The sequence below is a fragment of the Hymenobacter caeli genome, assembly GCF_013294115.1.
Taxonomy (GTDB): domain Bacteria; phylum Bacteroidota; class Bacteroidia; order Cytophagales; family Hymenobacteraceae; genus Hymenobacter; species Hymenobacter caeli.
In genome coordinates, this window is the sequence record NZ_JABSNP010000014.1 from 28,625 (window position 1) to 46,433 (window position 17,809).

The window sequence follows — 17,809 nt, forward strand, 5'->3', positions numbered from 1 at the left end:
GTGCTTCGGCTGCGCGGACGCCAGATGAGCACGACGTTCTTTTTTACGGCTTGAACCCAGTCGCCAAACCGCGCCGGGGCCTACTCCACCGGAAACCGCACGTCCACCTGCGAGTCGAAGTGCAGGCCCAGCAGTTCGGCGGCGTTGCCCTGGCAGATGCCCAGGCACAGGCAACCCTGGCTGTTGAACACCGAAACGGCCTCGCCGGGCGGCGCGGCCGAGAAGTGCGGCTGCAACTCGCGCACCACCTCGCGGCCAAAATGCACGCTGAACGGCCGGCCGTGGCCCACGGCCTCTACCGCCGCGCGCGAGATGTTGGTAATCAGGTTGCCGTAGTGGTCCACGTGCGCCACGTGGCCCGTGATGCGGTGGTCTTGCAGCCGCAGCTGGCGGTTGGTGAGCAGGTACAAATCCGTGACCAGGGGCCCCAGGCTGGCCAGGACCGCGCCTTGGGCCAGGGCCACGGCGGCGGGCAGCAGCACGTCGCGGGTGGGCGAGGCGGTGGCGGCCGCCGGCAGCGCCACCCACTCGTCGGGGGGGCCGTCGCAGAGCAGGGCCAGGATGCCGTTGTCGGCCACCACGAAGTAGTGCTCGGCGTAGCGGGCGGCGTGCCAGGTGGGCTCGGGGCCCGCGCCGTGGTCGTTCACGCCGACGACGTGCACCGTGCCGCCCGGAAAGTCGCGGAACACGGCCCGCAGAACGTGCACGGCGTGCGCGGTGTTGTAGGGTTCAACGCCGTGGCTGATGTCGACCACGGGCAGGCCCGGGGCCAGGCGCAGCAGCCGGGCCCTGAGCGCGGCCACGTAATGGTCGCGGTAGCCAAAATCCGTCAGCAGCGTTATCAAACCCATGTACCGTGCCCGCGTTCCGTAGTTTTTCGTAGTATTGTTGAACCACTCGGGCCGGCGCAAAAGTAGCCGGTTTGCGCCGAGAACCGGCCGCCCGGCACGGCCCCGCTTGCCCGTCTTCCCCTCACTTCCTCACCTCCAAAAGATTGGTCGAAAAAGTCATCACCCTTGAAAACATGTCGCTGGTTGATTTCCTCGGAACCGACAACCAGAACATCCGCCAGCTGGCGGCCGCGTTTCCGGGCTCGAAAATCATCAGCCGCGGCAACGAAATCAAAATCCAGGGCCGGACGGAAGTCATCGCCCGCATCAACGACATCCTCTCCTCGCTCATCGAGCACTACCACCAGTACGGCTCCATCACCGACCGCGACGTGACCCAGTACCTGTCGGCCACGAGCGAAGAAGCCGAGGGCCGGGTGCTGGCCGCCTCGCCCGACGTGATTCTGTTCGGGGCCAAGGGCGGCGTCATCAAGGCCAAAACGCCCAACCAGCAAAAGCTGGTGGACACCGTGATGCGGCACGACCTGACCTTCACGCTGGGCCCCGCCGGCACCGGCAAAACCTACATTTCGGTGGCCCTGGCCGTGCGGGCCCTGAAGAACAAGGAGGTGAAGAAAATCATCATCTCGCGCCCCGTGGTGGAGGCCGGCGAAAGCCTGGGCTTCCTGCCCGGCGACATGAAGGAGAAAGTAGACCCCTACCTGCGCCCGATTTACGACGCCTTGGAGGACATGATTCCGGCCGAAAAGCTGAAGTTTTACCAGGAGAACAAAATCATCGAAATCGCACCCCTGGCCTACATGCGCGGCCGCACGCTCAACAACGCCTTCGTGCTGCTCGACGAGGCCCAGAACACCACGCCGAGCCAGATTAAGATGTTCCTGACCCGCATGGGCCCCACGGCCAAGGTGATGGTGAACGGCGACCGCAGCCAGATTGACCTGCCCACCCGCCAGAAATCGGGCCTGATGCAGGCGCTCGACATCCTGAAAAACGTGCAGGGCATCGGCTACGTCGAGATGACCTCCGAAGACGTGGTGCGCCACCGCCTGGTGAAGGAAATTGTGGAAGCCTACGACAAGTACGACACCGAGGAAATGATCCGCCAGGGCCAGCAAAGCGGCCAGAACGGCCAGCGCCGCGACGAGCGCCACGAGCGCCGCCTGCGCGAGCAGCAGGCCGAAGCCGGCCTGCCCGCGGCCGAACCCGAGCTGCCCCTGAACCACGAGCAGGCGCTGTAAACCGCCTTCAACCGCCGATTATTTCGGACTTTAGCGGGGCCCCGGCGTGAAAGCCGGGGCCCTTTTGCTTTAGCCCGCCGTGCAAACGGCTCATCCCATGCCCGCTACCGCCTTCCGCGTTGCCGACCTGCACGACCTCGACGCCGCTTTTACCATCCGCGAAACCGTGTTTGTGGCCGAACAGGGCGTGCCCGCCGCGCTCGAAAACGACGAGCACGACCGCCGCGACGCCCGCCACTACCTCGCCCGGGCCCCCGACGGCACGCCCGCCGGGGCCGCCCGCTGGCGCGAAACCGCGGGCGGTGTGAAGCTGGAGCGCTTCGCCGTACTGCCCGCGTTTCGCAACCAGGAAATCGGGGCCACGCTGCTGCACGCCGTGCTGGCCGACGTGCGGGCCGAGCTGCCCGCCGCCACCGTGTACCTGAACGCGCAGCTGCGGGCCGTGCCGTTCTACGCGCGCCACGGCTTCCAGAAAGTAGGGGAGATGTTCGAGGAAGCGGGCATTCAGCACTTTAAGATGGTGCTGGGCGGGTAGCCGGCCGCCGCGCCCCGCTACAGCAAGGCCGGGCGCTGGGTAATTTCGTGGTAGCACACGTGGGCCGGGCTGAAGTAGTGGAACACCATGCTGCGGCGCATCAGGGCTTTGTCGCGGTGCGGCTCGCCGCCGTGCAGCAGGTTGGCGTGCCAGATGAACACGTCGCCTTTGCGGGCCAGGAAAACCTCTTTTTGCAGGCCCAGCGCGGCCACGCGGCCCGCAATGAACCGCTCGTAAGCGGAGTAGTCCTTGTCGCCGATGAGCCAGGCCGTGCCCTCGTTCTGGTAATCGGCGTTGAGGTAGTAGGGCAGCGCGTGGCTGCCGGGGAAGTAGTGCAGGGGCCCGTTGTCGGGCGTGATGTCTTCGAGCGCCACCCAGGCCGCGGCCAGCCCGCCGAGCGGGTACGTGCTCATGTGGATGCTGTCGGAGTGGGTGTGCTGCTCGCTGCCGCGCAGGAAGTTGATGCTCTGAAACAGCTGGGCCTCGTGGCCCAGCAGGGCCGATACCAGGTCGCGCAGGCCCGAGGCCTCGCCCGCGTGCCGGATGCGGGCCGACTGGCGAAAGGCAAACATGAATTTGTTGCCGTAGCGCAGGCCAATCTGCCGGCGGTCAATGAGCTGCGCCAGGTCGGCGTTGATGCCGTCCACCGCTTCAGGGCTGAAAAAACCGGGCAGTACCGCGAAGCCGTCGGCCTCGAAGCGCAGCAGGCTGGCCTGCCCGGCCGCGCCCACGGCCCCGAAGGCGGGGCACGCCGCCAGCCGCTGGGCCAGCGCGGGGCCCGCGCCAACGACGGGCGGGGGCAAGTGGGCAAAATCGCGGCTGCTGACGGGCGAAAAATAGCGCTTGTTCAGCCCCAGCTTCTTGTAAACCGGCACGTTGTGCACCAGCCGGCGGCGCTGAAACAGGTTGTAAACGGCGTAGCTGAGCTTGAGGCGGCGAAACAAGGAGAGCATGGGTGGGCGCGGGGTTTGTTGGGCAAGATAACAGCCGCCCCGGGCCCGGCAAGGTAGCCGGTGGCCGCCGTTCCGGGCGCCACCGGCTACCTTGCCGGGCCCGGGGCTACTCCACCCCCGGGGCCCGCACGCATGATTACCTGGGCCACCTTTCCCTTCCTACGCTACACCCCGGCGCTGATTTTGGGCATTGTGGCCTGCCTAGTGCTGGGGGCCGGCTGGCCGCCGGCGTGGCCCGGGGCCCTGGGCCTGGCCGGGGCCGCCGGGGCCCTGCTGCTGCTGGCCGTGCGGCGCCCCGGCCCGGCGGCCACCGACGCGGCCGGGCTGCTGGCGCTGCTGGCCGTGGCCGCGCTGGGGGCCGCGCTGGCCCAACGCGCCACCGAAAGCCGCCGGGCCGACCACCTCACGCACGTGGCGGCCCAAACCGAGGCTTACGAGGCCGTGGTGGACGACTACACCGTGGCCCGGCCCGCCACCTACGCCACCACGCTGCGGGTGCGGGCCGTGCGCGTGGCCGGCCGCTGGCGCACGGCCACCGGCGGCATCCGGGTGTCGGTGCCGCGGGCCGGCGGGGTGCCCGCCCCGCGCTACGGCGAGGTGTGGCTCGTGCGCGGCCACCCCGACCCCAGCAAGGCCCCGCTCAACCCCGGCGAGTTCGACTACCGCCGCTACCTGGCCTACCACCAGGTGTACCACCAGCAGTTCATCCACCCCGACCAGTACCGGGTGGTGGCCACGCGGCCGCCCAGCTACCTGGTAGCCATCAGCATGCGGGCCGCGGCGCAGCTCGACGGGGTTTTCAAGCACTACATTAAGCCGAAGCGCGAGTACAGCATGGCTTCGGCGCTGGTGCTGGGCATCAAGGACGACGTGGACGCCGAAACCAAGCAGGCCTACGCCGCCACCGGCACCACCCACATCATGGCCGTGTCGGGCTTGCAGGTGGGGCTGCTGTTCGGGTTCATGACGTGGTTTTTGCGGGTGAGTTTCGGGCGCACGCGCGGGTTCCGGTACTGGTCGGTGGGGGTGGGGCTGGCCGTCATCTGGGCCTACGCCTTTCTGACGGGCCTCTCGCCGTCGGTGCTGCGGGCGGCGGTAATGTTCTCCTTCGTCATCGTGGGCCGGGCGCTGGAGCGGCAGGACGGCATCTTCAACACGCTGGCCGTGGCCGCGTTTTGCCTGCTCGTGTACGACCCGTTTCTGGTGGCCGACGTGGGCTTCCAGCTCTCCTTTCTGGCCGTGCTCAGCATCGTGTACTTACAGCCGCGCATCGGGCGCTGGTTCGATGCCCACGCCTACTTTGCCAACCGCCAGCGGCCCTGGCAGCCGCCGGTTGTGCAGCGCGCTTGGCGCGGCGCGGGCTGGGCCGCCGACGCCGTGTGGCAGGCCACGGCCCTCAGCCTGGCCGCGCAGGTGGCCACGTTTCCGCTGGGGCTTTACTACTTCCACCAGTTCCCGCTCAGCTTTTTGCTTTCCAACCTCGTGGCCGTGCCCATCTCCAGCGGGGCCGTGTACGTGGGCCTCGGGCTGCTGGTACTGAAAGGCCTGGTGGCCCTGCCCGCGCTGGCGCTGCCCGCCGCCGCGCCCGTCCTCGACTACCTGCCGCAGGCCGTGGCCTGGGTATTCGAGCGCATGATTTTGCTGTTCAACGAGTACATTTTCTGGATTGGGCGGGCCTTGCCGGGGGCCCTGGTGCGCGAAATCCACGTCACGGCCGGGCAAACGGTGCTGGTGTTTGGCTTGTTGGGCGCGTGGCTGGCCTGGCAGCACACCCGCCGTCTGGGCTGGCTGGGCGCGGGGGCCGGCCTGGCGGTGGCCCTGGCCGGCAGCCGCGTGGCCGAGGCCCGCGCCGGGGCCCCGCTCGAGGAGTTCGTGGTGTACAGCATCCCGCGCCGCTCGGTGGTGGGCTTCTGGCAGGGGGCCACGGCCGAGTTCGTGGCCGCCGATTCGCTGCCGCTCTCCGAAACCGAGCGCACCTACCGCCTGCTGCCCGGCCTCATCCAGCGCGGGGCGCGGGCCCCGGCCTGCCGCGTGGGCTGGCGCGGGGCCGCCGTGCCCGTGCGCCGCCTCGCCGATGCCGACAGCGCGAACCCCAAGTTTTACCTGAAAACCAGCCCCGTGGTGCTGGCCCGCTGGCACGGCCTGCGCCTGGGCTTCGTGAGCGGCCGGCTGGCCCCCGCCGCCCGCCCCACGCCCCTCGACGTGCTGGTGCTGCGCCGCAACGCCCGCGTGGCCCCCGAAGCCCTCGCCGCCGCGTTCGGCCCGCAGGTGCAGGTCGTGTTCGACTCGTCGTGCAAAAGCTGGTACGTGGCCCGCCACGATTCGGCGCTGCGGGCCCTGGGCCTGCGCCCCTGGGACGTGACGGCCCAGGGCGCGTTCCGGCGGCGCCCGCCGGGCCGCTGAGCCGCGGGCCCGCCGCAGTTTGGGCCCGCAACCGGGCCGGTTGGGCCGGGTAAATGCGGACATCGGCGAAAGTTGCCGACCAACCGCCAAGTTTTTGCGTTAATTACCGACCGGGATGCCACCCCGCGGCCCCCGAACTGGTCTTTACTGTGCCCCGCCGGCCTGCCCCCACGCCATTCCGCCCGCTCATGGAAAACCTGCTTACGCCCGAACTCGAAGCCCTGCGCTACCTCACCTACCACTGCCAGGAGCGCATCGGCTACATCACCCTCAACCGCCCCGACAAGCGCAACGCGCTGAACGCCGACGTGGTAACGGAGCTAAAGCGAACTTTTGACCACGCCGAGGCCGACGATAACTGCAAAGTGGTGGTGCTGCGGGCGGCGGGCGACGTGTTCTGCGCCGGGGCCGACCTGGCCTACATCCAGGAGCTGCAAGGCTTCGGCTACACCGACAACCTGGAGGACAGCACGCACCTCATGCAGCTGTTCCACCAGATTTACACGCTCAAAAAAGTCGTCATCGGGCAGGTGCAGGGCCACGCCATCGCCGGCGGCTGCGGCCTGGCCGCCATCTGCGACATCACCTTTGCCGTGCCCGAAGCCAAGTTCGGCTACACCGAAGTCAAAATCGGTTTCCTGCCGGCCATTGTGAGCGTGTTTTTGCTGCGCAAAATCGGCGAGGCCCGCACCAAGCAGCTGCTGCTCAGCGGCGACGTGGTATCGGCCCAAACGGCCCTCGACCTGGGCCTCGTCACGTTTCTGGCCCCGGCCGAGGCCCTGGCCGACACCGTGCGGGCCTACGCCCAGCGCATGTGCCGCGAAAACTCGGGCCAGAGCATGGAGGTAACCAAGGAAATGCTGGCCGCCCTGCCCGAAATGGCCCTCGAAGAGGCCCTGCGCTTTGCCGCCCAGCGCAACGCCGAGCTGCGCGGCTCCGACGACTGCCGCCGCGGCATCGGGGCTTTTCTCAGCAAGGAAAAAATCAGCTGGTAGGCCCTGGCCCGCCTAAAACCAACCGCGGCGTTTGCCGGTTAGCTTTCCATGTCTTTTTTGCCTGCCGCCGCCGTCACCCTCGCCACGTTCGCCTTCATGGAGCTGTGGGCGTGGTTCATGCACAAGTTTGTGCAGCACGGGCCGCTGTGGGTGCTGCACCGCTCGCACCACGTGCGGCACCCGCACCCGGTGGAGCGCAACGACTTGTTTTTCGTGATTTACGGGTCCTTGTCCGCGGCGCTTTTCATCACCGGGGCCAACGGCGGCCGCTGGTGGTTTTGGGTGGGGGTGGGCATCGCCGCCTACGGCACGGTATATTTTTTCGTGCACGACGTGCTGATTCACGGCCGGCTGCGGTTCTGGAAAAAATCACAAAACCCCTATTTACGGGCCCTCAACATGGCCCACAAGATGCACCACAAAACCACCGGCCGCGACGGCTCCGTGGAGTTTGGCCTGCTGTGGGTATCGCCCAAGTACCTGCGCCTGGCCCGCGAGCAAACCCGGCTGCGCCGCCCGACTGCCAGCACCTCCGCCCAGCTGCCCCGGGCCTAAGCTGCCAGCGTTAGCGCGGCGCACCACCATTGATGTACAGACATTTAATAACTTTTGCCGGACTGCTATAAGCACTGCTTATGGTTAAATTGCAAAAAGTTAACATATAGTGGGTCCTGAACCAAGCCGTTGCCCGCTTGTGAGCCGTACCTTGCAGCACCATTCAGAACAACTGGAAAGCGAAGCCGCCGGCCGTCGTTTTTCGCAAGAATTCTGGGTTGGGTCATTGGTTGTTTATTCTGTCACGAAAACAAGACTTTATGACTTCGCTTGAATTCACTTCGCAAGTGCAGAAAATATCCCTTACCCTGCGGCCCGCGGCCCTCAACCTGACCCGCGACGCCGACGACGCCAAGGACCTTGTGCAGGAAACCCTGCTCAAAGCCCTCTTGAACAAAGATAAATTCAAGGCGGGTACTAATTTGAAGGCGTGGTTGTACACCATCATGCGCAACACCTTCATCAACAACTACAACAAGATTACCAAGCGCAGCTCCAATATTGATTCGACGGAGTATTTCCAGTATTTCAACACCGACCAGAACTACATCACCCACAACGGGGCCACGTCTGACTTTGTGGTGCGCGACATCAACGAGGCCATCGCCGGCCTGGGCACCGATTACCGCACGCCGTTTATGATGTACTACATCGGCTACAAGTACCTGGAAATTGCGGAGAAGCTGCAAATTCCCATTGGCACCGTCAAAAACCGCATCCACATCGCCCGCAAAGAGCTCAAAGCTGCCTTGCAGGTGTACGCCCCGGTGGGGGCCAGCGCTGCCGATGTGAGCGACGCCATGGAAGATTAGGTACCAAACAAGCTGGCTTTAAAACTATCCGCCGGCCCGGGCGTTGCACAAGCAGCGCCGGGGCCGGCGGTTTCTGTTAAAATTCTTTGCGTTCTTCCCACCACGTTTGTCTTCGCACCTCATTCTGTGTCCGCTGCCACCACTGCCGCATCCGCTGTCACTATCGCCGTTAACGCTGCCATTGGTGCGGCCCCCGTACCGCCCGCAGGCTCACCGAAACAGGCCGTCGTCATCGGGGCCGGCTTTGCCGGCCTGGCCGCGGCCAGCACGCTGGCCCAGGCCGGCTGGCGCGTCACGCTGCTCGAAAAAAATGAGGGCCCCGGGGGGCGCGCCCGCGTGTTCCGGGCCCAGGGCTTCACCTTCGACATGGGCCCGAGCTGGTACTGGATGCCCGACGTGTTCGAGAAATACTTCGCCCGCTTCGGCAAAAAAGTGTCCGACTACTACGAGCTGGTCCGCCTCGACCCTTCGTACCAGGTCATTTTTAAGGGCCCCGAAGCCGTGGACATCCCGGCGAAGATGAGCGAGCTGCGGGCCCTGTTCGAGCGCTACGAGCCCGGCAGCGCGGCCCGGCTCGACGAATTCCTGAAGCAGGCGGCCTACAAGTACGAGGTGGGCATCAACCGGCTCGTGTACGCGCCCAGCCGCTCGGTGCTGGAGTTTGCCGACCCGCGGCTGCTGGTGGACATGCTGCGCATGGACGTGCTGCAAAGCATGCACAAGCACGTGCGCCGCTTCTTCAAAGACCCGCGCCTGCTGGAGCTGGTCGAGTTCCCGATTCTGTTCCTGGGGGCCGTGTCGGAGAATACGCCGGCCCTGTACTCGCTGATGAACTACGCCGACCTGGCCCTGGGCACCTGGTACCCGCTGGGCGGCATGCACAAAATTGTGGAAGGCATGGTGCGCCTGGCCCAGGAGCTGGGCGTGGAAATTCTTTACAACCAAGAGGTAATGGAAATCGTGGTGGAGCAGGGCCGCAGCACCGGGGTGCGCACTGCCCAGGGCTTCTTCGCCGCCGATGCCGTGGTGGCGGGGGCCGACTACCACCACATCGAGCAGGAAGTGCTGGCCCCGCCGTACCGGCACTACGACGAAAAATATTGGGACAGCCGCACGATGGCCCCCTCGTCGCTGCTGTTTTACTTAGGTGTGAACCGGAAGCTCGACAAGCTGCGCCACCACAACCTGTTTTTTGACGAGGACCTGACCCAGCACGCCCGCGAGATTTACGCCGCGCCGCAGTGGCCCAGCCGGCCGCTGTTCTACGCTTCGGTGCCCAGCAAAACCGACCCCACGGTGGCCCCCGAGGGCCAGGAAAACCTGTTCCTGCTCATTCCCGTGGCCCCCGGCCTGGCCGACACCGAGGCCACCCGCGAGCGGTACTACGACCAGCTGATGGACCGCCTGGAGCGCCACTGCGGCCACCCCATCCGCGACGCGGTGGTGTACAAGCGCGGCTACGCCCACCGCGATTTCCAGGCCGACTACCACAGCTACAAGGGCAACGCCTACGGCCTGGCCAACACGTTGCGGCAAACCGCCATCCTCAAGCCCACGTTGAAAAGCAAAAAGGTCAATAACCTGTATTTCACGGGCCAGCTCACCGTGCCGGGGCCCGGCGTGCCGCCTTCGCTTATTTCGGGCCAAGTGGTGGCGGGGGAGGTACTTAAAGAGAATTAAATAATTATGAATTATGAAGTATGAATTATGAATTAAAAGTGGGAGGGCTACGGTGTGATTCTGGCGTACTCAATTTTTAATTCATAATTCATAATTCATAATTTTTAATTCAGCCAATGGACCACGTTAAACTTTTTACTGATACCAGCCTGGCGTGCAGCAAGCTCATTACCAAGCGCTACAGCACGTCGTTTTCGCTCGGCATCCGCACGCTCGACGAGCGGCTGCACGCGCCGGTGTACGCCGTGTACGGCTTCGTGCGCTGGGCCGACGAAATTGTGGACACCTTCCACGGCCATGACCGGGCGGCACTGCTGGCCGACTTTCAGCGCCAGACGGCCGAGGCCCTGGCCACCGGCCTCAGCCTGAACCCGGTGCTGCACGCCTTCCAGGCCGTGGTGCACGAGTACGGCATCGACCAGGAGTTCATCGACGCCTTTTTGTACAGCATGGCCCTGGACCTGGAGGACCAAAATTACCACCCGGGCCTGTACAACGAGTACATCTACGGCTCGGCCGAAGTGGTGGGGCTCATGTGCCTGCGCATTTTCTGCCACGGGCAGCCGGCCCTGTTCGAGCAGCTGCGGAGCCCCGCGCGGCGGCTGGGCGCGGCGTTTCAGAAAGTGAATTTTCTGCGCGACATCCGCTCCGACTACGAGGACCGGGGCCGGGTGTACTTCCCCGGCGTGGCCTACCACCGCTTCGACGACGCGGCCAAGCGCGAAATCGAAGCCGACATCCGGGCCGATTTCGAGGCCGGCTACGCGGGCATTCAGCAGCTGCCGCGCCCGGCCCGGCTGGGGGTGTACCTGGCCTACGTGTACTACCTGAAGCTCTTTTATAAGATCAGGAAAGCGCCGGCTGCGCACATTTTGCACGAGCGGGTGCGGGTGCCCACCAACACCAAGCTGCTGCTGCTGCTGGGCTCTTACTTCCGGTTTCGGCTGGCGCGGATTTGAAGCCGGGCAGCTGGGTGGCGGTAGCTTTGCGGCCCGTGCGCCTTCCACTGGCCCTTTTACTGCTCACCCTGGCCCCGGCAGCGGCCGCGCCGCGCCCAGGGCCCCTCACTTTCCTTGCCATGCCCTCTCCCTACGACCCTGCGCAGCTGCGCCGCCACTACGAGCTGGCCGCCGCCGACAAAGCCGCCGGCGAAGCCTTTTACCAGCTCCTGGCCGACTACCACGACCAGGACGCCCTGGTGCTGGGCTACAAAGCCGCCGCGCAGGCCATCCGCGCCCGCGACGCGTCCATGTTCAACAAGCTCGCCTACGTGCAGGACGCGGCCCGCACCTTCGCCCAGGCCGTGGCCCTGGCCCCCGACAACGCCGAAATCCGCTTCCTGCGCTTCTCGGTCGAGAGCAACCTGCCCGCCTTCCTGGGCCTGAGCCAGCACGTGGACGAAGACAAGGCCTTTCTGCTCAGCTCGGCGCTGGCCCACCCCCGATCGGGCCTCGATGCGGAGGCGTTTCGCACGGTGCGCAGCTTCCTGGTGGCCCGCGGCCACGTGAGCGGGGCCGACGCGGCCCGCCTGGGCGAAGTGGCGGAGTGAACTAACAAAAAGGTAACCGGCGCTTTGCAACCCGCGGGGGCCCGGCGAACCTCTTCCCAACCGGAAGGGGCCGCCGGGCCCCCGCGGCCGTTTGGTGCGGTGGGCCGACCGCGACGTGGGCGCTGGCCCCGGCGAAGTGCAACCCCGGGGGCCTGCCAGGGCCAAGCCAGGGCCTACTAAACCCCCAAAATCCTACTACGCTCCCATTTTGAATAATTTTTCCCAATTTGAGCCATTTTCAATACAAAATATTAATTATCAAGGCGATAATTTGTAAGATAGAAGAATTGCAAAAGACGAATTTATGCTCTGATCGGGCTTTTAGGCAGGTATTACCAAACTGTGCAACCCTATGAATCGAAATGTAGTATTGGGGGTTCGCTTGGATTAGTATAACTTCGCGTATGAAAATATGCTCTGGAAATGAATAGGAGTTGTATTTGGCCAAACCCCGTCCTTGTAAAATTCAATTTAATCTCTCATAATTAACTTTCCTATCCACTAAGCTCACGCGCCTACCCTTAAAATGATGAAACATTCCTACTCTTTTTCAAAAAGCTGGCTGCGGTGGCTCTGCCTGTGTCTGCTAACGGCCCTGCCCGGGTTGGGCTTTGCCCAAACGGTGACTATAACGCCAAATGCTGCGGGCGATCCGCAAGATTTTGGGTCGGTGGCCGTGGGTACCAAGTCGGCTGCCAAATCTTACACCGTGACTGGAAGCGGTCTTGTGAGCGGTACTAACATCACTTTTAACATTCCTAATAAGTTTGAAGGCAGTGTTAATGGTACCACGTTCATCCCTTCGCCTTCCACTATTGGCCTAGTACCCGATGGTAGTGGCAACATCAGTACAGTAATATATATACGATTTAGTCCTACGGCTACTACCACTATCCAGCCGTTTTTTAATCTTCCTACTTCTGACGACGATGGTAACACGATAACGCCCGCTCCGGTACGTATTCAGTTGAAGGGTACCGGTACCCCTGGTACGCCAACCATCACCATCAATCCAGCAGCGCTAGGGTTCAATAACCAGATTATCAACACGCAGTCTAACCCGATGACGGTGACGGTGAACGGGACTTCGCTCACCGCTCCCATTGTGGTGACGGCCCCCACCGGCTTTCAGGTAAGCACGGATAACAGCACGTACACCTCGTCGGTGTCGCTGGCTCCCAATGGCGGAGCGGTGACCAACGCCACGGTCTACATCGTGTTCAAGCCCACGGCGGCGCAGGGCTACGTCAGCAACGTGACCCTGACCAGCCCCGGGGCTGCCGACCAGAGCCTGTCGGTGTCGGGCACTGGCGTAATGCCCACCCCCGTGCTGAACGTGTCGCCCACAACGCTGCCCGACTACGGCTCGGTGGTGGTAGGTAATTCGGGCACGGCCACCAACTCGTTCACGGTTGGCGGGCAGAACCTACAAAGCAGCGTGACCATCACGCCGCCCATGGGATTCCGCATTCGCACCGGCACGGACGTGTTTTCGACCAATCCGATTGTGCTGACGGTAACCAACGGTACGATCCCTACCACCACCGTCGACGTGCGCTTCACGCCCACGGCCGCGCAGGCGTACAAAGACTCTGTAATCGTATCCACGCCCAACGGAAGCACTGCTAAGGTGGCTAGGTACGTGAAGGTGAGCGGTACGGCTACCCCGGCCCCTACTGGTCCTACCGTTATTGTGAACCCCGGCGCAATCGACTTTGGCACCGTGACCAGCAGTGGCAGTACCAATACCCGCACGTTTGACGTGAGCGGTACCAACCTGACCGCCAACATTGTGCTGACGCCGAGCGCCAATACTCTGCAGTTCAGGAATGCTTCGGCCGGAGGGGCCTTCTCCAGCAACCCCCTCACCCTGACGCAAACCAACGGCACGGTAGCCACCCAAACCATTGAGGTGAAGCTGGTGGCCACCGTGCCCGGCGCGGCTTACAGCGAAACCATCGCGGCAGCTAGCAACACCGCCTCGGCCACGGTAGTGGTGACGGCCAACAACAGCAGCGGCAAGATTTCGGATATCTCGGCAACTAATCCCAACGGCAACGATTTCACGTTCGCCACCCGTCCCACCACTACGTCGGTTTCGCAGTCGTTCCGGGTATCGGGCACCAACCTGCTGCAAAACCTGACGGTGGCCCCGACTGGCCCCAACGCCGGTTATTTCCAGGTATCGAGCGATAACGTCACTTTTACCTCTTCGCTTACCTACGTGCCCGATATGAACGGTAACGTGCCCCAGCAGACCGTTTACGTGCGTTTCGTGCCGGGCGACAACGCCGTGACGGTGAACGCGAACATTAGCAGCTCCAGCTCACCGGCTCGCACCGCCGACGTGTCGGTGACGGGCATTAGCCAACCTACCCTTCGCCTGAGCCGGACCATTCCGGCCTTTCCGGCGGACATCGTAAAAGGGACCACATCGGCGGCTACGACGGTGCGTCTCGACGGCTTCCTGCTGGGAAGCAACGTCGACATTCGCTTCCCCGCCGATGGGTCTGACTTGGCTCGCAACCCGCAGCGCACGCCAGCATTTCAGTTTTCGCTTGACGGCGGTATGACCTACGACACGACGGGCACCGTGATGCCCGACCCGATGACGGGTAACTTCTCCCAGAACTTGATGGTGCGCTTTGCGCCGGTGCGGGTAGGAAACGCGGCGCAGGAGCTACAGTTCAGAAACCCAAGCTTCAGCAACGGCAATTATTTTGTGCTGAGCAGCGGTTTTGGCCAGGCCTCCGGATTTGCCATTAGCACCCAGCCCACGGTGCAGTCCACGGCCAGCGTCACGCGCAGCACCGACGGGACCAGCGTGAACATTGCCTTCAACCTGAGCAACCCGCCAGCAGGTACGGCTTACGGCCAAAACCGCCTGGTGATTGCCACCCCGACGTATGCGCAATTTCCTACCAACCTGTTCCCACAGGATAAGCAAAACTTCGACCCGGGTACTACCGACAGCAACGGGGCCTACGTGTTCGGAAAGGGCTCGGCCATCGAGGCTTCGAGCAATACCTACGCGGTGTTCAGCGGAGCCTCCAGCACTTTCAACGTGTCGGGTCTTGACCCCAACACGCAGTACTACTTCTACGCCTTCGAGTTCAACAACGACGGGGTGCTGAACGCTGAGAACTACTTGGTACCCAATAACCAGCCGCTGAGCCCGCTGCCGGTACAGTTGGTGTCGTTTACGGCGCGGCGCAGCGGCAAGCAGGTGAACCTGAACTGGGTGACGGCCAGCGAGAAGAACAGCCGCAGCTTCGACGTGGAGCGCAGCGCCGATGGGCGGCAGTTCACGGCCATCCTCTCGAAAGCGGCCCAGGGCACTTCCAGCGCCCGCACCAGCTACGACGCCGTGGACCGCCAGCCCCTGCCGGGCCTGAGCTACTACCGCCTCAAGCAAATCGACCTCGACGGCACGGTGGCCTACTCGCCCGTGGTGTCGGTGCAGGGCGACGGCGCGGTGGCCATTGGCATCTACCCGAACCCGACGGCCGGCAAGCTGACCATTAGCCTGCCCCAGGCCCTGGCGGACGCCGCCCCCCGCGTGAGCATCAGCGACATGATGGGCCGCGTGGTGAAGGAAATGGCCCTGCCGGCCAACGGCGAAGTGGACCTGAGCGCCCTGCCCGCCGGCACCTACCTGGTGAACGTGGGCGGCCAGCAAGTGCACGGCCGCGTGGTGAAGTTCTGAAAACTTCGTTCTTTAAACAAAAGGGCCTCCCGCAGCTGCGGGAGGCCCTTTTGTTTGGTAGCCTGGCCGTGGCCAGGCTGCGGCGGGCAGACGGGCCGGGGGCCCCCGGGTGGCCCGCCGATGGGTACAAAGGCACAACTGTACGCGCAGAAGTGCCGGGGTCGGGGAGGGCCCCTGCGGGTTTGGCAAACTGTAACCGCAACCTTACGTGAGCATTTCCGGTTACCTTGCCATATGGTGCCTTTGTCGCTTAGTGTTCGCATCGACCCCAACTCCGGCTTTTGCTTTGGAGTGATTTACGCCATTCAAATGGCGGAGGACCTGCTCGACGAGCAGGGGTACCTCTACTGCCTGGGCGACATTGTGCACAACGACGAGGAGGTGCAGCGCCTACAGCGGCGCGGCTTGCGCATCATCAACTACGAGCAGCTGGCGGAGCTGCGCGACGAGGCGGTGCTCATCCGGGCCCACGGCGAGCCGCCGAGCACTTACAAGCTGGCCCTCGAAAACAACCTGACCCTGATTGACGCCAGCTGCCCGGTGGTGCTGAAGCTGCAAAACCGCATCAAAACCAGCTTCGACAAGCGCGAGCAGATTTTTATTTACGGCAAGCACGGCCACGCCGAAGTGCTGGGCCTGCTGGGCCAGACCAGCGGCCAGGCCGTGGTGTTCGAAAGCCTCGACGAGCTGCTGACCCACGAGCTGCCCGCCGACCTCACCCTCTACAGCCAAACCACCAAAAGCACCGACAGCTTCTACCGCATCAAGGGCGAGCTGGAGGGGCGCGGCTACCGCATCAACGCCAACGACACCATTTGCCGGCAGGTGAGCAACCGCGACAAGGACCTGCGGCGCTTCGCGGCACAGTTTGACCAGGTGGTGTTCGTGTCGGGGACCAAAAGCTCCAACGGCAAGGTGCTTTACCAGGTGTGCAAGGATACCAACCCGGCCACGCACTTCATTTCCAACATTGGCGACATTGACCGCGCCTGGTTCGAGCCGGGGCAGTCGGTGGGCATTTGCGGGGCCACCAGCACGCCCATGTGGCTGATGGAGCAGGTGCGCGAGGCGCTGGTGGCGCTGTAATTTTAGAGTTAGCTTGATGAGCGTGTCCGCTGCCCCTTCCGTATCCGCCCGCCGCGTGGCCCCCGCGCCGCTGGCCGGCAAGGGCGTGGCAGCGGCCCTGCTGATAATGGCCGCCTGGGGCGGGCTGCTGGCGTGGCTGCTGGCCGGCTACCGGCCCAACTGGCACTCGCCGGCCCCGTACCTGCTGGTGCTGCTCCAAACGCACCTCTACACCGGCCTGTTCATCACGGCCCACGACGCCATGCACGGCGTGGTGAGCCCGAACAAGCGGCTCAACAACGCCATCGGTACGGTGGCCACGGTGCTGTTTGCCTACAACTGGTTCCCAAACCAGCTGCCCAAGCACCACGACCACCACCGCCACGTAGGCACCCAGGAAGACCCCGATTTCCACCCCGAGCACTACGCCGGCTTCCTGCCCTGGCTGGCCCGCTTCGCCTGGAACTACGTGACCTGGTGGCAGGTGCTGCTGATGGCCGTTACCTACAACGTATTGAAGCTTTACTTTCCGCAGGCCAGCGTTATTGCCTTCTGGATGGTACCGGCCGTGCTGGCCACGTTGCAGCTGTTCTTCTTCGGCACCTACCTGCCCCACCGGGGCGAGCACGCGCCCGACAACCAGCACCACTCGCGCAGCCAACTACGGCACCACGTGTGGGCTTTCGTGAGCTGCTACTTCTTTGGCTACCACTACGAGCACCACGACCAGCCCTACCTGCCCTGGTGGCGGCTGTGGCAAACAAAGCCCTGAACCGCAGATTAAGTAAATTTATCGGACAAGAACGGCTTGTTGAAGCCGGCTATTTGCGTAAAAAAGGCCACTCATTGAGTGGCCTTTTTTTAACTGATGTGGCCTAATAAATGTCTTTCGAGCGCTCCAACAATCCGTTCTTATCCGTTAAATCTGCTTAATCTGCGGTTTTGATTAATGGGCGGCGGCGGTTTTCTTGCAGCAGTCGGGGAGGCGGCCGTAGGCGTGGGCGTCGGCGGTTTGGTCGTCGGCGTCGTAGCCGGTTTTCAGCACGGCGGTGCGCAGGGCGGCCACGCTGGTTTTGTCGGGGCGGTAGTTCACGGTCAGCACCTTGGTGGGCACGTCGAGGGTGGCGCTTTGCACGCCTTTCTCGTAGGCCATGCTCTTCTCGAGGCGGGCCTTGCACATGTCACACACGGCCGAGGTTTTGAATTGGACCGTTTGCGTGCCGGTGGCAGCTTGGGCAATGGCGGGGGCCGTCTGGGCCTGGGCGCTGAGGCCGGCGGCACTCAGGGCGGTGAATAGGAAAAATGCGAAGGATTTCATAAATGGGTAACGAGAATGATGAGATGATTAGTGCGAAAATGAAGCCAGATAAGCATGATGGCTCGCCTGGTTGAAATCTGACCGGCTAAATGCTTGACCCACGTCAATTCAATATTGTTTTGCCGTTCAATCATTGTTAGTCAGAA

15 protein-coding genes are annotated in these 17,809 nt (G+C 63.6%); 12 read left to right on the plus strand and 3 right to left on the minus strand.

Annotated features, from left to right (window positions below):
- Positions 1-80: 80 nt before the first annotated feature.
- The gene (locus HNP98_RS14555; RefSeq protein ID WP_173810849.1) at positions 81-851 is read right to left on the minus strand and encodes an SAM hydrolase/SAM-dependent halogenase family protein; all 771 of its coding nucleotides are present in this window, start codon (positions 849-851) and stop codon (positions 81-83) included.
- Positions 852-994: 143 nt separating this feature from the next.
- Between HNP98_RS14555 and HNP98_RS14560 the strand changes: the two genes are divergently transcribed.
- The gene (locus HNP98_RS14560) at positions 995-2,092 is read left to right on the plus strand and encodes a PhoH family protein (RefSeq protein WP_173810851.1); all 1,098 of its coding nucleotides are present in this window, start codon (positions 995-997) and stop codon (positions 2,090-2,092) included.
- Positions 2,093-2,189: 97 nt separating this feature from the next.
- Positions 2,190-2,627 (plus strand): GNAT family N-acetyltransferase, encoded by a 438-nt coding sequence (locus tag HNP98_RS14565; protein WP_173810853.1) that lies wholly within the window; start codon positions 2,190-2,192, stop codon positions 2,625-2,627.
- A 17-nt stretch (positions 2,628-2,644) separates the two neighbouring features.
- On the opposite strand, the gene HNP98_RS14570 is transcribed toward HNP98_RS14565, so the two are convergent.
- Positions 2,645-3,580 (minus strand): phytanoyl-CoA dioxygenase family protein, encoded by a 936-nt coding sequence (locus HNP98_RS14570; RefSeq protein ID WP_173810855.1) that lies wholly within the window; start codon positions 3,578-3,580, stop codon positions 2,645-2,647.
- Positions 3,581-3,712: 132 nt separating this feature from the next.
- Between HNP98_RS14570 and HNP98_RS14575 the strand changes: the two genes are divergently transcribed.
- The 10 genes from HNP98_RS14575 (at position 3,713) to HNP98_RS14620 (ending at position 17,117) form a co-directional block, all read left to right on the plus strand.
- The gene (locus tag HNP98_RS14575; RefSeq protein WP_173810857.1) at positions 3,713-5,983 is read left to right on the plus strand and encodes a ComEC/Rec2 family competence protein; all 2,271 of its coding nucleotides are present in this window, start codon (positions 3,713-3,715) and stop codon (positions 5,981-5,983) included.
- 188 nt (positions 5,984-6,171) lie between these two features.
- Complete coding sequence (locus HNP98_RS14580; RefSeq protein ID WP_173810859.1) at positions 6,172-6,978, plus strand: enoyl-CoA hydratase/isomerase family protein; 807 nt, start codon at positions 6,172-6,174, stop codon at positions 6,976-6,978.
- Between the two features lie 48 nt (positions 6,979-7,026).
- Positions 7,027-7,533, plus strand: coding sequence for a sterol desaturase family protein (locus HNP98_RS14585; protein WP_173810861.1), 507 nt, complete (start codon positions 7,027-7,029; stop codon positions 7,531-7,533).
- A 260-nt stretch (positions 7,534-7,793) separates the two neighbouring features.
- Positions 7,794-8,345 (plus strand): RNA polymerase sigma factor, encoded by a 552-nt coding sequence (locus HNP98_RS14590; protein WP_173810863.1) that lies wholly within the window; start codon positions 7,794-7,796, stop codon positions 8,343-8,345.
- A 180-nt stretch (positions 8,346-8,525) separates the two neighbouring features.
- Positions 8,526-10,025, plus strand: coding sequence for a phytoene desaturase family protein (locus HNP98_RS14595; RefSeq protein WP_173810981.1), 1,500 nt, complete (start codon positions 8,526-8,528; stop codon positions 10,023-10,025).
- A 116-nt stretch (positions 10,026-10,141) separates the two neighbouring features.
- On the plus strand, positions 10,142-10,984 hold the full coding sequence (locus HNP98_RS14600) for a phytoene/squalene synthase family protein (RefSeq protein ID WP_173810865.1): 843 nt from the start codon (positions 10,142-10,144) through the stop codon (positions 10,982-10,984).
- Between the two features lie 119 nt (positions 10,985-11,103).
- A complete protein-coding gene (locus HNP98_RS14605; RefSeq protein WP_173810866.1) occupies positions 11,104-11,574 on the plus strand; it encodes a hypothetical protein in 471 nt (156 codons plus the stop codon).
- A gap of 967 nt (positions 11,575-12,541) precedes the next feature.
- Positions 12,542-15,280 carry a T9SS type A sorting domain-containing protein gene (locus HNP98_RS14610; RefSeq protein WP_173810868.1) on the plus strand — a complete coding sequence of 913 codons (2,739 nt, stop codon included), beginning with the start codon at positions 12,542-12,544 and terminating at the stop codon, positions 15,278-15,280.
- A gap of 234 nt (positions 15,281-15,514) precedes the next feature.
- Positions 15,515-16,366: a 4-hydroxy-3-methylbut-2-enyl diphosphate reductase gene (locus HNP98_RS14615; RefSeq protein WP_173810870.1), complete on the plus strand. Its 852-nt coding sequence runs from the start codon at positions 15,515-15,517 to the stop codon at positions 16,364-16,366.
- A gap of 16 nt (positions 16,367-16,382) precedes the next feature.
- The gene (locus tag HNP98_RS14620; protein WP_173810872.1) at positions 16,383-17,117 is read left to right on the plus strand and encodes a fatty acid desaturase; all 735 of its coding nucleotides are present in this window, start codon (positions 16,383-16,385) and stop codon (positions 17,115-17,117) included.
- Positions 17,118-17,291: 174 nt separating this feature from the next.
- Here HNP98_RS14620 and HNP98_RS14625 read toward each other — a convergent pair whose 3' ends face one another.
- Positions 17,292-17,663 carry a heavy-metal-associated domain-containing protein gene (locus HNP98_RS14625; RefSeq protein ID WP_173810874.1) on the minus strand — a complete coding sequence of 124 codons (372 nt, stop codon included), beginning with the start codon at positions 17,661-17,663 and terminating at the stop codon, positions 17,292-17,294.
- Positions 17,664-17,809: the final 146 nt, after the last annotated feature.